This window comes from Microcoleus sp. S13_B4, from assembly GCF_036700885.1.
Classification (GTDB): domain Bacteria; phylum Cyanobacteriota; class Cyanobacteriia; order Cyanobacteriales; family Microcoleaceae; genus Microcoleus.
On sequence record NZ_JAUBPU010000061.1, the window covers coordinates 1 to 21,138 of the forward strand.

Genomic DNA, 21,138 nt, shown 5'->3' on the forward strand with positions numbered 1-21,138 from the left:
GATCGCTGGCATTTATAATTATGAACTTTCTTTAAAGACTAAATTAGAGATCGCCTGAGACTTTCGCAAGAGGTCTAATGGGTATTGTGTGCCGACAGATAAGTGAGATGGGCAGTGTTTGTCCTCGGAAGAAGCGATATTAATGTTCAGCCAATTAACCCAATAAAATTAGGGCCGGGTTTTACCAACAATCTGTCATTCAAACCGATAATATTTATCAACCCGCCCAGGGCGACAGCATTTTAGAACGAGCAATTCAACGGAAACGATAGGATGTGCGCCTCGCACACCCTACGGATTAACATTCGGGGTTTTTCCTAAACTTTTGATTTGACTTCCGACTTTGTTTTCTTGTGTTTTCTCTGCCTGACAAACAATCCTAAAAATATTGCAGTACCTAATACTGTACTCGGTTCGGGAACTGCTTCTGCTTCTGCTTCTGTCTTTGCGATATTGTTCTTAACTTCTACTAACCTTAAGTTAGTGGGGCTGTTGAATGTCCGCGAATATACCCCAGAAGTATACAGGAGGCTAGCTGCTGCACTTTCTTGAGCCAGAAAATTAAAGTTAATTTGTGTGGGTTTAAAGCTGTTGCTAACGAAGGCATTTGCATAAAAGCCACTAGAAGAGTCTAAACCGATGGCAAATTGAAAAGAGTCTAACAAAAGGTTAGTAACAGTGTTAATCACCCAGAAAGATATACTCCCCTTCGCCCTGGCGCGTTCGGATTGGGGGTTGTCAACTGATGTTAAAAGAGCTAAAAATGTCTGAAATCTGAAGGAAAAAGTTTCTTCGGCATCAATGAAGAAGTCGCCGATCACTGCTGCTTGACTTTGGGCTAAACCGGAATAGTTATTCCCGCTGCCTATGACTCCACTTTTCGAGAGATTTGCTGCCAGCAATTCGTGACAGTTAGATAGAAAAACTGCATTAGCGTTCGCTTTGCTAGTAACTGAACCGGTGTTAGCTATTGTCCCAGCGTAAGTGTTAGTAAATGTACCTGTCTCAGTCGGTCTGTGACTGAAGTTGTCAATCATTACTGCTGCTGCAGAACCTGCTATTGTGGCAGCCCGGCTGGGCGCTACACCTACACTCAAGCTGGTTACTAAAGGAGTTGCTAATAAAAATGCGATCGCTCCGATACTGTGATTGAATTTCATGGTAAATCTCCTTAAATTTGAAAATTGAAAAATTTTAAGTGCTGTTATTGGTCACTTGTAGCGGTTGGTTTGGCTTACGTATTGATACTACCTATTTACTTAGAGATTTTTGTAAAGCTAGTGTCAAGAAATCTTGTGTTTAAGTAAAAATTCTGTAAAGTTGGTCGCAACAGCTACTAAAAATACATTGTATGGGAGCTAGGGCGGGTGTTAATATAAGTAAAATTACTGCTTACTCTAAAAAAGTTAGATTTTAAATAAATGCAATAAAATTTTATAATTAGTCGGGATAATACAATAAAGCACAAAGCCGAAAGAGTAATTATGTTGGAAATTAAAGACATTCACACGTACTACGGAAATATTCACGCTCTCAAAGGAGTATCGCTAACAGTCTCGCAGGGAGAAGTTGTGACATTAATCGGCAGCAACGGGGCGGGGAAAACTACAACTCTCCGCACAATTCAAGGGCTGCTGCGCCCGCGCCAAGGCACTGTATTATTTGAGGGAAAGCCTTTAGAAGCACTATCTACAGAGGCGATCGTCCGTTTGGGGATTTCTCAAAGTCCCGAAGGGCGGTTGATTTTTCCGCGAATGACGGTGCAAGAAAACCTAGAAATGGGTGCTTATCTCCGCAACGATACTCTCGGTATCAAGTCGGATATGGAAAAAGCATTAAATTTATTTCCTCGTTTGCGAGAAAGAATTAGTCAAAAAGGGGGAACTCTCAGCGGCGGCGAACAGCAAATGTTGGCGATCGCCCGGGCTTTGATGTCGCGCCCCCGCTTGTTATTATTAGACGAGCCGAGTATGGGATTGGCACCGATGTTAGTCAGTCAAATTTTTGCGATCGTCCGCGATATTAATGCTGAAGGAACAACTATTTTACTGGTGGAACAAAACGCCCGCATGGCTTTAAGTGTAGCCCACCGCGGCTATGTCATCCAAACCGGTCAGGTTGTAGTCGCTGGTACTGCTAGTGATTTGCAGTCAAATGAAACTGTTCGCAAAGCATATTTAGGTGAAAGTTAAATATGGGCATTGGGCATTGGGCATTGGGCAGTGGTTATTGGTTATTGGTTATTGAAACTGACAACTAACAACCAAAAACCAACAAATAACAAATAATATCGTTTCCGGTTGCATCGGTATAGTTCAAACAGTCAACAGTCAACAGTCAACAATTCCGGAGGAGTGCAACCGGAATTGATATAACAAATTACCCTATTTGCGATCGCAACTTCCCCGTTTCCAATTCCGTCTCAAAAGCCGCCCGCACCTTTTCCCACTCCGCTTGAGCTTCCAACAGGCGATCGCGCGCCGTACTCACATCAAAAACCTGTTCCCCTCCAGACTCAACCGCCACGCGACCCATATACTCCAACTCCTTGCAAACAGCAGAAAAAGACACCGCTCCTAAATTGGCGCTGCTCGACTTCAGCGTGTGAGAAGCCAGCTTCAAACTATCAGCATCGCCCAGAAAAATAGCCTCCTTAATAGTTTCTAAATGTTGCGGTGCGTCTACCAAATATATCTTAATCAGCTCCCCCAAAAAATCTGGGTCTTCATCATCGTCGAGCTCGCGGAGATTTTGCAAAATATGAAAATCAATCGGCGAATCGCCTCCCGGTTGAACGCTGGAAGATGCCGCAGCATCACTGTCAACTTGCTCAGCAATATCTTGATTGTTTTGCTCAGTAACCGCATCCAATTCATCTCGAATCAGAGGTGAACACTTGCTCAAGGCGATCGCCAACTCTTCCCGGCGCACCGGCTTAGTAATATAATCGTCCATACCTGCTTCCAGACACTTTTCGCGATCGCCCTGCATCGCATTAGCAGTCATCGCAATAATTCTCGGCTTCTTGTTAGCAGGCCATTCCTGACAAATGCGGCGCGTCGCTTCCAACCCATCCATGTTCGGCATCTGCACATCCATCAGCACAACATCGTAAGATTGCCGCTTCAGCGCCTCCAAAACCTCCAACCCATTAGCCGCAATATCAGCCCGATATCCTATCCTGTCGAGCAAATGCGTAGCGACTTTTTGATTCACCACATTGTCCTCAGCCAGCAAAATCCGAATCTGACTAGAATTAGCTGCATCCTGTCCGGCAGAATTGGTCCCAACCTGCCTCAAAACAGCAGGCGTCCGTTGCACGCGGTGCTGTTCTTGAGAATTTTCAAAATACTTCAATCCCGAAGTCAAAGTCACCACATTTGAAACTTCTCCCCTACCGCTTCTGCCAGTAACATATCCAAAAACTTGCAGCAAAACATTATAAAACTGGGACTGTTTTAAAGGCTTAGTTAAAAAAGCAGAAAAATGTACCTCTGTAGTTTCAAGTTTTTTCCAAACTTCTGCCTTACTTAAATAAGTAAACAGCACCAAAGGTAGTGCTATTTTGCGATGGTTTTTAACGCTGACATTCGGATTTAGACCGTCGCCACCGGACAAATTGCTCAGCTCAAATTTCCGAATCTCCACAGCCAAAGCCACACCGTCCATATCTGGTAGATTCATCGCCAAAATAGCTAAATCGAGCGGCGAGTTTCCTTTGATGATTTCCAAAGCCTCAGCACCCGAAGTTACAGCCACGGGTATCATTCCCCAAGACTCTGCCTGCCGGATCAAAACTTGCCGATTAATGGCATGATGCTCAACAATTAACAAGCGCTTACCAGCGGCAAATTCCGGCCTTTTTTCCTCAGCCCGGATGTCATTGGCTTCAGCAGTCACCGTGAAATAAAAAATCGAACCCGAACCCGATATCGACGGCGAAGTAAATTCTGCAGGCGACCTTCCAGCGATACTTTGTCCGATCGCAGAAACGGCCGGTTGAGACTTAGAACTTCCGGGAGTAACCTGGCTGACAACCCACATTGTACCGCCCATCATATCGCTCAAACGCTGGCTGATAGCCAATCCCAAACCCGTCCCGCCATAATGTCGCGTTGTCGAAGCATCCACCTGCGAAAAAGCTTTAAACAGGCGATCCATCCGGTCTGGCGGAATGCCAATTCCCGTATCTTGGACAGCAAATTGAATCTCGTATTGTCTGCTACGTGCCAACTCGCCCTGGTTAATTGCTAGCGCTTGTGGCGCTAGAATATTAATTTTATCTGGCGAACTGTTAGCAGCTACCTGTTCAATTTGCCTAGCCGTACAGCACACCACAATTTCTCCAGATTCTGTAAACTTAACTGCATTGCCCAGCAGATTTACCAAAATTTGGCGCAGCCTCGTGACATCTCCTAAAATGTTTTTCGGAACAGAATCATCAATAAAGTAAGCCAGCTCTAAGCCTTTTTCTGAGGCTCTAGGAGCCAGTAGTTCCAGAGATTCTTCTATACAGTTTTGCAGCTCGAAGGGGCTGCGTTCCAAATCCAATTTTCCAGATTCAATCTTGGAAAAGTCGAGAATATCGTTAATAATAGTCAGCAAAGCATCGCCGCTGGTACGAATTGTCTCCACAAAGTCCCGCTGTTCTGGAGTTAGTTCCATATCCAGCAGCAAGCCAGTCATCCCGATTACCGCATTCATCGGAGTGCGGATTTCGTGACTCATAGTCGCTAAAAATTCGCTCTTAGCTCTATTAGCAACTTCTGCCGCTTGTCGTGCTTGATCCAAAGCTTCATTTTGCTCGGCTAACTGTCGCTGTCGCTGAACTTCCGTTTCTAAAAGTTGTGCTTGAGCTAACGTAATGCCGACTTGAGCGGCCACATCTTCTAAGAGTTCAATTTCGTCGGGATTCCACTGGCGAGTTGCATCGCACTGGTGCAAAGTAATAATTCCATTCGGTTCTCCTTGATAGGAAGTGCGAACAGCCAACATAGATTTTAATCCGATGCGGCGACACATCGGCCCCGAAGATTCCAGCAAAGGATCGGCAAACACATCGGGAGATGCCAGGGCTATATCTTCAGCAAGGAGTTTTTCTGTGTAGGGGTTATAAGTAACAGAAAGTTCTAAATCTAAAGCTGATTCGTGACCTGGTTCTAAGTATTCTGCGACGCAAGGAAGGTGGGGATAAGGTTCGGAAAGATAGGTGTGAATTGTACAGCGATTGACACCAAATACGCGGCCGATTTGGGTGGCGGTAGTTTGAAAAATTTCTTGAGTGTCTAAGGTCGATCGCACTTTTTGAGTAATTTGTTTGAGTAGTAAAACGCGCTGGTACTGACGTTGCAAAGTTCGCTCTCGCTCTTCGCGGGCAATTTCTGCGCCGATGTAATTGCCCATCAACTTTAAAATTTCAAAATTCAGCGGTTTAAAAGGAGATTTAGTGGTGCGGGAAGTAAAGCTCAAAGTGCCAAAAATCCGCCCTTGCACTATTACCTTCGTCCCCACAAAAGCCTCCAACTTGCGGACGCTGTAAGCGGGGTGGTTCCGCCACTGAGTAGTGCCGGCTGATTCGACAGAAATAGGTTCGCTCGATCGCAAAACCTCTCGCTCGAAGGTTCTGCTCAAAGCAAAACCGTCTCCTTTAGCAAATCCAAAGGGAAAATCTTCCGGTACATAAGCCGCAATCACTTCGTAGCGATCGCCCAAAACCCTGCCCAACAGCCCGATATCCATCCCAAACTGACTACAGCCCATTGCCAGCAACCGGATCGTTCGATCGTCAAAAGATCCTTCCGAGGTCACCATTACCTCGTAGAGCGATCGAATTGCCCGCTCGCTTTCCCGCAGATCCTCAACTCCTTCGAGGCGGTTGCAGACATCGTGCAAAGTCCCGAAAATTCCCGCTATTTGGCCTTGGGAATTCCGGCGGAGTTGGGCAAATAGTTCCACGGAAACAAAGCCGGAATTAGTGTGAATTCCCAAGGAGTTTTTCCCCGAAACCGACTTGGATTTAAATCGCAGTTCTCGCCGTTCAAATTCCGACTTCCCCGACAGCAAAGACTCCAATAAATTTGCACATTGCTCGCGCTCATCTGGATGCACCCACTCTACAAAATTAGTTTCCAAACTTTCGGAAACCGAAAAATTCGTAATTTCCGTCCAAGCGCGGTTGAGAAATTTCCAAACCCCCGCCGCATCTATGTGGAAAATTACTGTTGCTTTCAAAGAGTCAAATAGTTGGAACTGCTCCCGATCATGCTCGCGGTTTTTGACTTCCAACTGCTTGTTTAGAGTAATATCTGTATGAGTTCCTACTACCCGCAGCGGTTTGCCAGTAGCGCTGCGTAAAACTTGACCACGGTTCAGCACCCAGACAGTGCTGCCGTCTTTACAGTACATCCGATATTCTGCTGCAAAATCCGGTGTCTTTTGGGCGAAGTGTTCTTCTAAAGCTCCCTTTACTGAGTCAATATCATCTCGGTGGATGCGACTCCACCATTCCGATCGGCGATTCGAGATTTCCCCTTCTTGGTAGCCCAGCATTTCTTGCCACCGCGCGGAATAAAAAAACTCATCTGTTTCGAGATTCCAGTCCCAAATCCCCTGATTGTTGACTGGAGGGGGGAGATTTGGCTGCTCTACGAAACTGTGGTGAGAAATTTCAGCCACCTCGTGGCTATTTGCTGCTGTCCGCTGTATTTCTGCAGAGAGTTTTTTGTATTGAGCGTTGCTAGATTCTAGCTGGCGCTGCAAAGCGATCAAGCCAGAATGCAGAGATTTTGAATCCAGCGCTTGTAAAAGGATAGTTTTAGGATTGATAATCCCGATCGGGTGATTTGTTTCGTTAATGACTAATAAAGGCAACTGGCAGTAGTGTTTTTGCAGCAGCGCGACGGCTGCTTCGAGTGTAGAGTGCGATCGCACCAGCGGTGGCGAACTGCTGCAAATTGCTCCCGCTTTAATTTTGTTAGAGTCTCTTCCCAGCGCCTGCAACTGCACAATATCCCGCGAACTTACCACCCCAACCAGTTTGTGAATGTTGGGATTTGTAAATTTGGAATTGTGAGCCGCACCAGTCGAGTGTTGATCGGGGGTTTCAGTGATTAATACATAACTAACATTGTGTCTAAACATCAGTTGCGCCAAATAGCGAACCGAAGAATTAGAAGGAGCGTGAATTATTCGCGTTCCTGCTATTTGAGGGATTTGATAAAGTTTAATTAAACTTGCGGGTAGCTCTAATTTCTGATTCAGAATTGGCAGCGGCGGAGGGAACGCGAAAGCCGCAGGTGGCGAAGCGCTGCTAGTTGCTTTTTGTGTCGATTCCCCAATTCCCTGCAACATTTGCACCAAGCTTTGAGAGCTAATTAAACCGACAAGTTCTTCAGTGTCGCTGACGACTGGCAAATGGCTGATCTGATTTTTCTCCAGGAGATTTGCTAAGGCAAAAAAGTCGGGAATTTCCGATTCTCGGGCTACAGTTACGCTTCTGATCATTATTTGCTCGATCGCAAATCCCCTCAAAGCAGCGCCGATGGAGTTTAGCTGTACGATATCTCGCGCTGTAAAAATCCCCAGCACTGTCTGGCTGCTCGTCGGATAGGGAGCTTTTGAGCCGTTGTGAGGCAGCCCGTTGCCTCCTGCGTGTACCGCACGGGGTACACCGTTGTAGAAACCCGACTGTTCCCGCGATTGTGGGGAAGTTCCGTTCATGGGATTTCCGAGTTGAGAATTCCCGCGTGTTTCTACCACGAGGACGTAACTGGCTCCTGTGCTACTCATCAGCTCGATCGCCTTTTCTATGGGCGTCTCAGGGGTGACGGTGAGGGGATTGCGGTTGATGACCTGACTGAGGGAGGGAATAAACATCAGGGGGCATAAAAGTGATATTTGTTGGAAAAACCCGATCGCAAGCAGCAGATTGATTGAGAGGCTTTGTCCGCGAGATTTCCAAGCGCGCTCAAAGTTTCTGTACGATTAAACTCACCCCTACTTCCAGCATCTTGGCATTTAAAATTAATTCCGTGCCATATCCTGATAATTGACGGCTTCTGACTTTCAGAACCAATGCTATCTGCCAGAGGGCCCAGATGAAGGCGGGCGGGTAACTCCTCGCTTAGCCTAACTGCTGCGGGTTTACGAGCAAGAATTTCTGCGATTGTCTAGACTGCACCCTACTTTCTGCCCCTCAACGGAACTCTCGCTCGCATTCTGTTTGAGGCAAGATACCTGCACGCTACCAATTTACCAGCGACAGGAGGGGAATCACAACAGGACGACTTAGGTATGGCAACTGTACAATTAGGGGTTCGAGGGTTCCAGGGTTTCAGGGTTCCAGGGCTAAACAGGCAGAAAATAAATAATTCTGAGCATAACTAATTCTATCTTATCCCAATTATGGCCCCGATGATTTGAGCTTCAATTCTGGCGATCGAACTTGATGAGAATAGCGCTGTTCCCCGCCAGTGCAAAACTCGCATTGCTGCCCTTGGGCCTTAAGCTACCAACAACCTCATCCATTGTTTTAGAACTGAACTCCCGCACCGTGCCATTACCAGTTTTTATCAGCTCCGAAATATCTGCATTAACAGTGTAAGATGTTGCTCGGTCATTGACAACCAGCAAGTAAACATTCTTGCTAGCATCAAGAGTAGCAAGTGCCATTAAATCCGAACTGTTAGTGATAGGAAAAAAGGTATAGCAAGTCTATTTGAGTCATGAATGTAGAACAACCTGAAACGCTTGTGATGATTGAATCGATTGTTTACAAATCAAATGGTTTTGCTATAGCTTCTCGCCCTGCAAAGCCCTAATTCTCATCCGCAAAGCATCGGAGCCCGCGCGCCGTTTTCCCCCGTCCCCTAGCAAACCTTCCGCCTGTCCCAGCTTTCCCCAGTCGTACAAACAGAATATGTGACTGCCGTCAATATAATTATCCCCCGGTTGGGAACCTCGAATCAAATTCTTAATCAAATTTAAAGCTAAAGATAAATCGCCGTAGCTAATCTCGTAACTTCCCCATTCTCCTACCCAAAGCTGTGAGTTAGCCCGGACAGTACCGTTCATCCAGCCGCGCACTTTGCGGGTGTAGTTAGAAATATCTGCATCATAGTTGTGGATATTGACGGTAGTGAAATAATTCGGTATTTCCTGCAAAGCACTAGCCGGCCAATTGCTGCCGCCTACAGTTTTCGGACTATGGATGCGGTAAGTGCGCGAAGGCAAATAAGTTTTATAAACAAAGTCGATCGCATCTTTTGCCACCTTAACCAATTCAGAATAGTCAGCCCTAGTCCCGCCCCAGCCCTGATCCCGATTATCCGGTTCGTTGTGAATTTCCCAATCATCAACGCGGTAATTATTGCGAACATTCAGCCACTAAACCGTAGCAAAAACCTGTTCCCACCACTCGTTCCAATCTTCTTTTGCGCGCCGCGGATTCAGTTGCAGCGCCCAACTGGGATTCCAGCTATTATCTACATTCCGAATACTCACCACGGGGCGAATATTTGCTTGTTTGAGACTATTAAAAATAATTTTGGCATTGCCTTGCCAAACTGTAACGGGTTCTCCAGACCACCAATAATCGCTACCCTGGGGCGGATTAGTCATAATCTGATCCCAATGCGCCCAATTAATTATATTTGGATTTGCCTGAATTTGGGATATTTCTGGCCAGCCGTATTTACCATCATCATCTTCGGGTTCCCACCGGGACCTCCTGCCGTAAATGCGGTAAGTATTAATTCCCAAATCTTGCAAATCTTTGATGTCGAAATTGATATTGCCCTCGACTGCACCGATGTAGCAAGTGCTAACAACCCGCAGCAGTACCGGAAAATTTAACTGTTTCGATGTTTTGAGCAAAAGTGGTCGTGACGCTGAACAACCCTATGCCAAGAGCAATTAAAATGGCCATGGTAAAATTCCGAATAATTCTTTTTGAGAACAGTGGGTTAATAACTCATGACAAACTGCCTAATACCTACTGACTAATTAACTTCAAGCGACGCTGAAGTTCTCCCGCCGCCGTAGCAATTACGACCGCCAAAATCGGGTGCAGTGGCTCGCTGTGGCGAACTTCTGTATAAGTGAGCGCATGGAACAAAGTAAAATAGCCACAGACTGCCAATAGTGGCAAAAACTCCCGCCAGCGATGCCGCAAAACTATCATGCCCAAAGCAGCAATTACAGGGAAAATTCGCACCGCCAAAATGCATACAATCTGTTGTAGCGAAAAGAATCGCCGCATTACGTCCACATTAAACATAGCATGATCGGGCCAGTCGCTTACAGGGTTTCCCAACCAGAAAAAAACTGCCTTTTGCAAACAATACCAGAGATAGACAGCAGGCTCGCGGAGGATTGAAGCGATCGCCCGTTTGGTAAAATAGCGATCGCCCTCAATTGTAAAAGCATTGTGTCCCCCATTCCTTGCCGGATTGAGTTCTTCCCGCCAAATCTGAACAATATGGCGTTTTGGCAATTTTTCATAAGCCAAATGATAAAACTCTGGACTTCCTTGCCACAGCAGCGCCGTAGAAACGCTGTAAATCAAAAAAGTTTTGTGGGTTCGATAATTGTGGTAAGTCCAAGGTGCAGTAATGATGATAATTGCGCCCAAATAAGCAAGAAACAAAGCAATCTTGCGCTTAAAATGCCATTGGCGCGGCATCAATAGTGGCACAATTGCTGGAAGCAACATCCCTGTCGGCCGACAAAGATTCGTAATTGCCAACAGCGCACCTGCTAATGAAAAATTTTGCCACTGCGGCTGTTCCAATGCCCGCAACAGGCCCAGCACTGTTAAAAGTATTAAAGGCGTGTATAAAACCTCTGTTTGCAGCAGCCTGACATGATGAATGAGGGAGGGATTGATCGCAACTAATCCAGCCGCTACTAAGGAACTTTGAGGGCCAGTAAAACGCCGTGCCAGGATAAAAGTTAGCGGGATGATTGTCGCCCCCAAAAAAGCTTGTACGTAGACTACAGATGCGGGAGAACGACCAAAAATTGCATAGCATCCAGCTATAAAAAAGGGATAAACAGGCGTCCTGCCTGGCCTCTCAAAAAAATAACCGTTCAGCAGATCGTATGCGAAACGTTCATAGCCCGGTTCGTCGCCCGCCAGACGGGCGGGGGTATCGGGGAGAGTTTGGTTGGTGCGCCACGCCAAATAAAGGCGGGATGCCAGTCCCAGCAGCGTCAGACCAATCAGTACCCAGACAATTATGCGGTGATTTCTTTGCTGCTGCGCTGCCAAGATGTCTGGTGTCATAAAAACTGACTGTGAAGATTTGATTTGCTTACTCCCAATTTTTCATGTTGGGAATGTCAAAAATTATATCATTTCACCTTCCATCTTTTTGGAGAGTTTATATTTTTATACCCGAGATAATATTTAATGTGAACTGGCGATCATCACGCCTCACGGAACACAAAGACATTGATCGCGCGATGCAATTGGTCAAAGAACACAACCCCACACTTTCACCCGCCATCAATCGCACCTGGGTTGACTCTTGGGGGCGTGCAGAGGTAATTGCAATCTACCGCATTCACCCCAGCCAAATGAGCGGGTGGACGACGGAGGGCATCAGCAGTCGGTGAATGTCTCTGCTGGCATGAGAATAATAATTTTCCGAGTTAATCGCGATCGTTCTACTCCCATGCTCAGTAGCATTCCGATCAAACTGGATATGATATTAAATGAACTTACTTGCCAAAAAATCTCTCATGTACCGATTCACTAACTGCGGCTGTTCCTGGTGTACCCAGTGGCTGCAATTAGGAATGTAATGAATCTGAAAATCCCGGACGTAATCTGCGGTTCCATAGCTTAACTCTTTGCCGAGGGCCGCATCATTTTCTCCCCAAATCATCAGCGTCGGAACTTGCAGCACGCTCCAATTCTGGCGATCGAGAAATCCGCGAGCAATATTGCGGTAATAATTGATAGTAGCAGTCAGAGCGCCCCGTTTGGCCGCCGCATCTTTGTAAGCTTCGATATCTGAGGGGGTAAAGGTGCTTTTGTCCACTGCCATACCTTCCAAAGCAGCAGAAATTGCCTGATAGTCGCCCAACTGAATTAACAACTCCGGCAAAATTGGCAACTGAAATAAAAAGATGTACCAACTCCTCAGCAATTGTTGAGGAGTGCGTAACCCTTCAGCAAACTTTGCCGGATGTGGTAGATTCATCACAATTAATTTATCCACCATTTGGGGATAAGCATAAGCAAAACTCCAGGCGATCGCGCCTCCCCAGTCGTGACCAACTAAGACGCAACTTTCGTATCCCAAACCCTGAATAATTCCCTTGACATCTTGCACAAACTCTGCCATCACGTAAGCAGATTGATCGTGAGGTTTGTCGCTGTCGTTGTAACCCCTGAGATCTACAGCGACTACTTTATAATCTGATGCAAATTCCGGGATTTGATGCCGCCAAGAATACCAAAATTCAGGAAATCCGTGCAGCATCAGCATCAGCGGCCCAGAACCTTGAGTGACATAGTGCAGTTTAATGCCGTTCGTAGGGATAAATTCGTGTTTCCAAGCAGCTTCTAGCACAGACATATTTGATGCTTCCTCTCGCTATCGAGATATCGTAGCAGTTCCTCTCTTGAAGAGGAACCAACTTTAGGCATATCTAGCAATTCTCCCAGCACTTGTAAACTCTTCCTTTCCTGTTCATTTGTGGAAGCGGCGTCCCGCCGGTAGTTCTTCGCACCAAAAAATCCCTAGCTTGCGGGGCCCGAGGCGATCGCCTGTTTCCCAAAAAGATTGCTATCTCTGTCAAAATAATAGTATAATGTCGCTGGCCTCCAGACAACTGTTAAGCCAAAAATTCCTCATTTTCAAGCGCGCGAAAATGCCGAAGCGCAACAATTTGAGGTGTGGTGATTGTGCAAGTTTAATAATTAATATCTGGCGAGTGTACTAGGAATTAAAGGAGTTAATACTATGTCGGGCGATCGGCTGCAAAACATTGTTAACCGCTTGACAGATCGTCTAAAGCGCGATGTATTAGTTGAAAAATCCCTCTACGACATTCGAGAAGTTTTGCAGAGCGATCGCGCCGTACTGTACTATTTTTACAGACAGTGGCAAGGTCGAGTGACTTACGAGATGTTGAGTGCGATCGAACTCTCAATCTTGGGTTCAACGGGGCCAGATGAATGTTTTAACGGCGACTACGCTGCTTTGTACGAAGCCGGCAGAGTTAGAGCAATTACAGATATTGAAGTAGAACCAATTCACCAATGCCACCGAGATTTTCTGCGTAGCCTGAAAGTTCGCGCCAATTTAGTTGTGCCTATTTTAACGAACAAAGGACTGTGGGGGCTGTTAATTGCTCATCAGTGCAGCGGGCCTCGCACTTGGTCGCGATCGGACATTGAATTCATGCAAAGAGAAGCCCAAAATATGGCAATGTCTCCCACAATTCAAGATAGTTAATCTTTCATTCAAAATCCTGCTGTGTGACTGTTCGGGTGCATTGTCTGTGCAAGGGAAAATTACCAACCAACCATAATCTTGTCCCTATCTAGCCCGATATCCATCTAACTTTTTCAAACCTTTACTGAAAGGATATGTTGTCAGAATGGCGTTCTATGGTTAAGCGGGGGTTTGTAGCGAATTATTACTTTTCATCACCGGAGTGCTCTTTATCTTGTTCTAATCCATCGATTAAATCGTCCCGATTTTCCTGAGTCTGAAGAAACTCTTCAATACCCTCTAAATTCAAATTTTTCAGAATGTGCCTTGCTTGTTTAATACCTTTTGGTGTCAAAACTACTGATTTAATCTGCTGGGGATTACGTTGCTCCTCTAATAGACCATCTTCAGTCAGAAGATCCAAAATTTCAAAATCATGTCCCTTCCCAGCACGTCTGCCTCTAAAGCGAGATTGATGACCTAACTCGTATTCCTCATCCGATCCAGATACATATAATAACGCAAGTGTCAGAGGTATAGCAATCCTATTGTATCGATTAGTTCGTTCTTCTTTAATTGCACGATCTACAAGGTTGTGACCCTGTTGCCAAGCGGACCCTTTGTCATTACAAATTTCTGTACATAAAATAGTATCATTGGGCGAAATACACTTTGTATAAAACCCTACTGCTTCTGAGTTAACATAAATTGTTACAGACCAATTACAATAATTTCGAGTTTCTGGTTTGAAAGGTTTAGCCATAGAGCGCTCTCTTTCCTTGATTTCTTGAACGTCTGCTGTTTTTTTGCCAGTTCCTATTTTGAATCTGCCAATCGTTGTTGCTTTGCGATTTTGGCGATCGCTTTGTGCTGTCTACTGTCCCAACTCAGAAACGAAGCGAGATAACGTTCGCGCTCACCGGACACAGATAACCTTTGCAACTGGGCTAACCATTTTGGAGCGTTCCGCTGCAGCGCGGTGTTATGCCACGTAACGACTTTAGCTTTTGTTGGTCACGCTGACTTTCCTGTGCGCTCCCACCACTGCTTTAACATACTCTTTCCGTGTGCCGCAACCAATTGTAGTCGGATGTATTCATTCCAGTCATTTAAGCTAAGTCCACTCCACAAACCGTCTTCCTTAGCCCTTGCACTTTCCTCGTCAAAAAACCTTGGATAAGAAACTTCTGTGTGGGCTGGTATATTGTGTTCTGCAAGCACTTGAAGCAACGAACGACTTTCAAAAAAACGTGTTATTCCAGCTACAAATGAGTAGTCACATGGATTGTTAGAATTTCCTGTCAAAACGATAACCATATGCGTATAGAGATGTGGTTCAGCATCTAAAATATCGAGGTCATCAAGCATAGCCTGTGCTTGGTTATCCTCTAGTACGTAATCTATCCATTTACAACTTAAGTTGTTGTAATCCTCAACTGTTGCTGGAAGCCAGAAAGTTCCGATCACACTACTAGGATGATGTTTTACTAATGCTGCCATTGTGTAACCACAATCAGTGTATCCGATATTGAAAACAGTACCATTCATAACTTTTATTCTTCTCCCTTTGTGGCTACCATCTCTACTGATAGATGGTATCAGCGTTGCGGTATAATAACCACTATAATCGAATAATACCGCAGCTCGATGATATTGGCAAGGTTATTGCTGAAGCCGGATGAAGTTGCAGAAATCCCACGCAATGCAAACCATTGCGGAGCATTTAATTTCTCATAGATATGGATAGCTTGTCTCACTAAAACTTCGGGTGCATTCTCTCCTTGTTCGATACCAAGCAGGACTTACGCACTCCCAGCAAAGAAACCGGGTTTTTTATCTTTTCTGTCGGCTACAATGTGTATTTTCGTAAAAAACCCGGTTTCTAGATCCCTGTGCGTAAGTCCTACCAAATTTAATATTAACTAACGGCTACAGCCTCCCCTAAAGGATGCTGCTGCAAAACAGCTTGCAAATACTTCCCAGTATAAGACCTCTGATTTGCCGCCACATCCTCCGGCGTTCCCGCCACAATAATTTCGCCGCCCTTATCTCCCCCTTCAGGCCCTAAATCGATCGCCCAATCGCAGCAGCGAATCACATCTAAATTGTGTTCGATTACCAAAATTGAATTACCCTTATCAACCAATCTTTGCAGCACATTTAACAAATGGTGAACATCATAAAACGACAAACCAGTCGTCGGTTCATCGATTAAATAAAGCGTCTTCCCAGTAGCGCGGCGCGACAGTTCCGTTGCCAATTTTACCCGCTGCGCTTCGCCCCCAGAAAGCGTCGGCGCCGGCTGTCCCAACTGAATGTAACCCAAACCAACATCAACCAAAGTTTGCAGTCTCGCGCCCGCCCTAGGAATATTTTTAAACATCTCCAAAGATTCCTCTACGGTCATGTTCAAAACATCCGAAATCGACTTGCCTTTGTACTTAACTTGCAGCGTTTCCCGGTTGTACCGTGCACCCTTGCAAACCTCACACTGCACGTAAACATCTGGCAGAAAATTCATCGAAATCACGTTCACGCCTTGGCCACCGCAAGCTTCGCACCTTCCCCCTTTCACGTTAAAAGAAAACTGCCCCGCTTTGTAACCTCTTGCCTTGGCTTCAATGCTTTCGGCAAACAAATCCCGAATCACATCAAAGACTCCCGTGTAAGTAGCGGGATTAGAACGCGGAGTGCGGCCGATCGGAGATTGATCGATGACAATTACCTTATCAACCACATCCTCAAGAGAGCGTTCCCCTTTAGTTTTGAGGGCGTCCATATCGGGTGGTAAAGGCACTTTTTTGGTAATATAATGTTGCAGCGACGGGTACAGCAATTCATTGATTAAAGTTGATTTTCCCGAACCGGAAACCCCGGTCACGCAGACGAGTTTGCCCAGGGGAATTTCTACATCAATATTTTTTAAATTGTTGCGCGTCGCATTTATGATAGAGAGAGCTTTGCCGTTGCCTTTTCTTCTTTCATTAGGGGTTTCAATTACTCGCTTTCCCGACAAATAAGCACCAGTCAAAGATCCCTCAGCCGCCAGCAAATTTTCTAAACTTCCTTCCGAGATAATTTTGCCGCCGTGCACGCCAGCACCGGGCCCAATATCGACAATATGGTCGGCCGCTCGCATGGTTTCTTCATCGTGTTCTACGACAATCAAAGTATTGCCTAAATCGCGCAATTTTGTCAAGGTTTGCAGCAGGCGAAAGTTGTCTCTTTGATGCAGTCCGATGCTCGGTTCGTCCAAAACGTAGAGAACACCCGTCAAACCAGAACCGATTTGAGTCGCCAGCCGAATTCGCTGGGCTTCTCCGCCAGAAAGTGTCATTGCTGCGCGGTCTAAAGTCAGGTAATCTAACCCAACATCGAGCAAAAATTGCAGCCTTGCTTTGATTTCTCTCAGGGCTAAATCGGATATTTGGAATTGCCGATCGCTCAACCCCAAATTATTTACTCGTTCGCGACAGTCGCGTATCGAAATGCTCGTCAAATCCACAATTCCGTACTGTCCCAACCGCACCGAAAGCGCCTCGGGTTTCAACCGTTTGCCCTGACAAACCTCGCAAGAGCGATCGACCCGATACTGTTCCAACTTCTGCTTGATCAAATCGGAACCAGTATCGTCGTACTGGCGCTGCAACATGGCAATCACGCCATTAAAATCTCTCCTCAAATCAGTGCTGCCGTCGCGCTTTTTACTTTCTGCGGTGCGCTTTTGCTCATTGCCGTACAAAATTACCCGCTGATGTTCGGGCTTTAATCGATACCAAGGAGTGTCGATATCAAACCCGCAAGTATCAGCAATACTGCAAAGCAAAGAAAGATAATAGGAATTGTCTTTGTCTGACCAAGGCGCGATCGCACAATAAAGAGGTGCTTTCTCGTCGGGAATTACCAACTCCGGCGCAAAAGTCCGCAAACTCCCCAAACCGTGGCAGTTCTGGCACGCGCCGTAGGGCGAATTAAAAGAAAATAACCGGGGGGAAAGTTCCTCCATTACTGCGCCGTGTTCCGGACAAGCAAAGTTTTCAGAAAATACGATCGGCCCCTGTGGTTCGGAATTTTCATCATTCGGTAACTCTTCAATAATCGCAATTCCCTCAGAATGGCGCAAACAAGTTGCCAGAGAATCAACTAAACGTTCTTCTAAACCGGGTTTTTTAATTAACCGATCGACAACTATCTCGATATTGTGCGTTAGATTTTTATCTAATTCGATATTTTCCGAAAGTTCTAAAATTTCTCCGTTAACTTTGACGCGAATAAATCCTTCCGCAGCTAAACTCGACAATAATTTGCGGTGAGTGCCTTTTTTTCCGCGCACAACTGGTGCCAGAAGGTGAAAGCGAGTGCCGTCTGGAAGTGCCATGACTCGATCGCACATTTCATCAATTGTCTGCGGCGCAATGCAGCGATCGCAAATCGGACAGTGCGGTTCGCCGGCTCTACCGTAGAGCAATCTGAGATAATCGTAAATTTCTGTAACAGTGCCAACAGTCGATCGCGGGTTATGAGAAGTTGACTTTTGGTCGATCGAAATAGCCGGACTCAAGCCTTCGATCGCGTCCACATCGGGTTTGTCCAACTGTCCCAAAAACTGGCGCGCGTAAGCGCTGAGAGACTCGACGTAGCGGCGCTGTCCCTCGGCAAAAATTGTATCGAAAGCGAGGGAAGACTTGCCAGAACCGGAGACGCCAGTAAAAACGATCAGTTGATCGCGTGGCAGTTCCAGATCGATATTTTTCAGGTTGTGCTGTCTCGCACCGCGAACCCGAATCGTATTTTGGTTGTTAGAGTGAGAATTCGTCACATTATGCCCGTTGCGGGATGCACTTGGCTGGCTGTTTGAGGTTTCGGCGCGTTGGGACATGAGAGTAGTGCAAAACAGTGCTTAACCATCTTAGCGCTGCCGATCGAATAGCTGGCATCCAAACTCAAGAATATCAAAGAATTGTCAAATAAGTTTCCGTCGGCCCGTCGGGCAAAACCTTCAATCTTTGATTTTTCAAATCCACTTCAATTCCCAGCGCTTCCATCGGAATCACCCCTAAAAGTGGCGTTTTCCCCTCCGGCAATTCCAAACACTCAAAAGTCCCTTCGCGCCCGCACAGAGAAATCTTGGCATCTTGAAAAATCCTCGCCTCACTAATGCCAGTTGCCGTCTCAACAACCACTTGCTTGAGGATTTTTAAACCCAGTCTGGCAATGACATCTTTAGGCAAACACAAAGTTGTCGCGCCCGTATCCACCAAAACATTTTCTAGAGTGACAGATCTGACTTGCTCGATTGGAATCAGATTATCTTCGGCTTTCCCTTCATCCAGCCGATTCGTAATTACTAGGGTTGTGATAACTTTTCCCATTAGGGTTTCCGTAGTTGTTTCCATTACGTTCAAATTATCATAAATTGCTGCTTTAATTTTAGCACATATTTCCACAGATTGTAGGGCGATGCACTCCCCATTCTGCACCTCCCACCTGACGGATAGCTTTAGCTAAACCATCAAATTATTGCACGCCAATAAGCTTGTGAGTTTGCAAAGATAGCCTGTAACTAGGATTTTGTTTCAGCAATTCCAAAATAATGGGAATCGCTGATTTTTGTGAGTTCCATTCGGGTTGCAAGAAAACCGGAATATTCACATTATTTTCCAAATGCTTGTGATAAAATTCAACTTCTTCGCCAGTGCTAACCACCAACTTAATTTCATTGGCTCTAGTCCAAAAAAGCTCTTGCACCGGATATTTAGGATTGATGTGTTCCTTCGGAGAAAGAGTAATCCAAGCCTGCGGGGAAACATCTTGCCAGCAAGCACCGGAAGTTTCAATACTCACCTGCTTGTCAGCTTCTAACAAAGCTTCAACTAACTCAGGCAAATCGCCGTGAATGAAAGGTTCGCCGCCAGTAATGACAACCCTCGGAGACTGCAATTGAGCGAGCAATTGTGCGATCGACTGCGGTACAGATGGCAAACCTTTGCCCCCATTTGCGTAGCCTGTGTCACACCAAGGACAACGCACAGGGCAACCGGCCAATCTGATAAAATCAACTAAAGTCCCCGTCCAGTAACCTTCGCCTTGAACAGTACATTGAAAAGTTTCGTGAATTGGTAATTTTAGTTGTAAATTAGACACCGGAAGTTACGCCTCAAATCAATTAATTACGTTGTTTAGATATATAGCAATCCTTGCAGGAGTCGTAAACTTTTTACCTCACCCCAACCCTCCCCTTGATCAGGGGAGGGAGTAAGAAATTCACAAATGATTTAGGATTGCTATAATATTCTTAAATTGTTATTTTTTCGCGGTTTGCAGCAATTAAAAACAGTCCTGAGCGCATAAACGAGGTTTATGAAAAAATATCCGTTTTATCCCAGAAGCTTGACTCAGAAATCCGGTTTCTTTATTGCTTTGGTATGAGTCCTTAGAAATCCACCACAAACCGCAAATAACTCTTTAATTCTGCTGTTCAGGTTCCATCAGAGTAGCCCAGCGACGTTTCAATGCCAAAGTCAGCCCGTCAGCAATGGGGACAACACTGAGAGTAACTCTGGGATCGTTACGCAATTTGTCGTTGAAACTACGAATGGCGAGGGTGCTTTCGTCTTGTACTTGAGGATCAGCAACTCGTCCAGACCACAGAACATTGTCAATTACAATTAAACCGCCATTGCGTACAAGTTGCAGCGATCGCTCAAAATAAGCCTCATAATTTTCTTTATCGGCGTCGATGAAGGCAAAATCAAAGGTTCCAGCTTGTCCCTCGGCTATTAGTTTGTCCAGAGTATTGATTGCTGGGCCCAACTGCAAAGAAATCTTATTAGCAACGCCCGCAGCTTCCCAATAGCGTTGTGCGATCGTAGTATATTCCTCGCTGACATCGCAGGCAATAATTTGACCGTTAGGAGGCAGCGCTAAAGCTACGCACAGCGAGCTATAACCAGTAAAAACGCCAATTTCTAAGGTTTTGGTCGCTCCCATAAGCTGCACCATAAGCTCCATAAACTGACCTTGTTCGGGAGCTATCTGCATCATCGCCATAGGATGTTTAGCAGTTTCTTCCCGTAGTGAAGCGAGAATATCGGGTTCCCGCAGAGAAATAGATAACAGATAATCGTAAAGTTGATTTTCTAGGCCAAGAGTTGAGTTCGCCATCGGTTTGTCCTTGCTGCTCACTTTTGATTTTAGATGGTAGACGCGCTGTTAATGGAAATCGGAGACTGTAGAGTTAATTTTGGCACCTATTTTGCTGTGGCTTATGAAAGGTTGCAGTAGCAGTGTCTCGGTTACACAGAGGCAACTTGCAAAACGCGCGATCTACTTCCAAATCAGTTTATCTCAGCGACAGGTGATTTAGCACCTCTGGAAAATAAAAATCGATAGAGGGGAGCGTTTTGAGATTGCTGCGTTGCTAGAAGCGTTTAACGCCGTTAGTGATAGCAGTTCAAAAAATGAATGCAACTCTACACAAGCTGCAAAGTCATACATAATCAGTTATTACCCATCTCAAATTTCAAATAAATCTCAAAGGGTATGAGTTGGGGAAAAAGTGACTTCATCCCGATCACTAAGTAGATGAACTGCGAAAAACATAAGTATGTCATTGCCAGTGAAATGAAGCAATCGCAGAGGTTGTGATTCGTTTACATTTTGTTACATTGTCAAGTTTTTTTGTGTCGCTCTA

16 protein-coding genes are annotated in these 21,138 nt (G+C 45.6%); 3 read left to right on the top strand and 13 right to left on the bottom strand.

Annotated elements, in window-relative coordinates; translation table 11 throughout:
- Nucleotides 1-317 precede the first annotated feature (317 nt).
- Entirely contained in the window at nucleotides 318-1,160 is an 843-nt protein-coding gene (locus QT994_RS22800) for a PEP-CTERM sorting domain-containing protein (protein WP_333178521.1), read from the bottom strand.
- 324 nt (nucleotides 1,161-1,484) lie between these two features.
- Here QT994_RS22800 and QT994_RS22805 point away from each other — a divergent pair, with 324 nt between their 5' ends.
- Nucleotides 1,485-2,192 (top strand): ABC transporter ATP-binding protein, encoded by a 708-nt coding sequence (locus QT994_RS22805; protein ID WP_006631855.1) that lies wholly within the window; start codon nucleotides 1,485-1,487, stop codon nucleotides 2,190-2,192.
- 187 nt (nucleotides 2,193-2,379) lie between these two features.
- Here QT994_RS22805 and QT994_RS22810 read toward each other — a convergent pair whose 3' ends face one another.
- The 5 genes from QT994_RS22810 to QT994_RS22830 all read right to left on the bottom strand — a co-directional run bounded on the left by QT994_RS22810 (nucleotide 2,380) and on the right by QT994_RS22830 (nucleotide 11,284).
- Nucleotides 2,380-7,875, bottom strand: a complete 5,496-nt coding sequence (locus QT994_RS22810; RefSeq protein ID WP_333178524.1) for a response regulator — start codon at nucleotides 7,873-7,875, stop codon at nucleotides 2,380-2,382.
- A 549-nt stretch (nucleotides 7,876-8,424) separates the two neighbouring features.
- On the bottom strand, nucleotides 8,425-8,670 hold the full coding sequence (locus tag QT994_RS22815) for a hypothetical protein (RefSeq protein ID WP_333178526.1): 246 nt from the start codon (nucleotides 8,668-8,670) through the stop codon (nucleotides 8,425-8,427).
- Nucleotides 8,671-8,790: 120 nt separating this feature from the next.
- The gene (locus QT994_RS22820) at nucleotides 8,791-9,279 is read right to left on the bottom strand and encodes a hypothetical protein (protein WP_333178529.1); all 489 of its coding nucleotides are present in this window, start codon (nucleotides 9,277-9,279) and stop codon (nucleotides 8,791-8,793) included.
- Nucleotides 9,280-9,384: 105 nt separating this feature from the next.
- Complete coding sequence (locus tag QT994_RS22825; protein ID WP_333178532.1) at nucleotides 9,385-9,873, bottom strand: hypothetical protein; 489 nt, start codon at nucleotides 9,871-9,873, stop codon at nucleotides 9,385-9,387.
- A gap of 118 nt (nucleotides 9,874-9,991) precedes the next feature.
- A complete protein-coding gene (locus tag QT994_RS22830; RefSeq protein ID WP_333178535.1) occupies nucleotides 9,992-11,284 on the bottom strand; it encodes a glycosyltransferase family 39 protein in 1,293 nt (430 codons plus the stop codon).
- Between the two features lie 128 nt (nucleotides 11,285-11,412).
- Here QT994_RS22830 and QT994_RS22835 point away from each other — a divergent pair, with 128 nt between their 5' ends.
- Entirely contained in the window at nucleotides 11,413-11,616 is a 204-nt protein-coding gene (locus QT994_RS22835; protein WP_333178538.1) for a hypothetical protein, read from the top strand.
- A gap of 95 nt (nucleotides 11,617-11,711) precedes the next feature.
- Here the strand turns inward: QT994_RS22835 and QT994_RS22840 are convergent, their stop codons facing one another.
- Nucleotides 11,712-12,584, bottom strand: a complete 873-nt coding sequence (locus QT994_RS22840) for an alpha/beta hydrolase (protein ID WP_333049279.1) — start codon at nucleotides 12,582-12,584, stop codon at nucleotides 11,712-11,714.
- A 387-nt stretch (nucleotides 12,585-12,971) separates the two neighbouring features.
- Here QT994_RS22840 and QT994_RS22845 point away from each other — a divergent pair, with 387 nt between their 5' ends.
- Nucleotides 12,972-13,466 carry a GAF domain-containing protein gene (locus QT994_RS22845; RefSeq protein WP_333178540.1) on the top strand — a complete coding sequence of 165 codons (495 nt, stop codon included), beginning with the start codon at nucleotides 12,972-12,974 and terminating at the stop codon, nucleotides 13,464-13,466.
- Nucleotides 13,467-13,650: 184 nt separating this feature from the next.
- Here the strand turns inward: QT994_RS22845 and QT994_RS22850 are convergent, their stop codons facing one another.
- The 6 genes from QT994_RS22850 to QT994_RS22875 form a co-directional block, all read right to left on the bottom strand.
- Nucleotides 13,651-14,208 (bottom strand): DUF6429 family protein, encoded by a 558-nt coding sequence (locus tag QT994_RS22850; RefSeq protein ID WP_333178541.1) that lies wholly within the window; start codon nucleotides 14,206-14,208, stop codon nucleotides 13,651-13,653.
- Nucleotides 14,209-14,459: 251 nt separating this feature from the next.
- Nucleotides 14,460-14,993: a hypothetical protein gene (locus QT994_RS22855; protein WP_333178543.1), complete on the bottom strand. Its 534-nt coding sequence runs from the start codon at nucleotides 14,991-14,993 to the stop codon at nucleotides 14,460-14,462.
- Between the two features lie 370 nt (nucleotides 14,994-15,363).
- Nucleotides 15,364-18,324 (bottom strand): excinuclease ABC subunit UvrA, encoded by a 2,961-nt coding sequence (gene uvrA / locus QT994_RS22860; RefSeq protein WP_333178546.1) that lies wholly within the window; start codon nucleotides 18,322-18,324, stop codon nucleotides 15,364-15,366.
- A gap of 73 nt (nucleotides 18,325-18,397) precedes the next feature.
- Nucleotides 18,398-18,841: a retroviral-like aspartic protease family protein gene (locus QT994_RS22865; protein WP_333178579.1), complete on the bottom strand. Its 444-nt coding sequence runs from the start codon at nucleotides 18,839-18,841 to the stop codon at nucleotides 18,398-18,400.
- 121 nt (nucleotides 18,842-18,962) lie between these two features.
- Nucleotides 18,963-19,589: a 7-carboxy-7-deazaguanine synthase QueE gene (locus QT994_RS22870; RefSeq protein WP_333178549.1), complete on the bottom strand. Its 627-nt coding sequence runs from the start codon at nucleotides 19,587-19,589 to the stop codon at nucleotides 18,963-18,965.
- Nucleotides 19,590-19,910: 321 nt separating this feature from the next.
- Nucleotides 19,911-20,609, bottom strand: coding sequence for a class I SAM-dependent methyltransferase (locus tag QT994_RS22875; RefSeq protein ID WP_333178551.1), 699 nt, complete (start codon nucleotides 20,607-20,609; stop codon nucleotides 19,911-19,913).
- Between the last annotated feature and the right edge of the window lie 529 nt (nucleotides 20,610-21,138).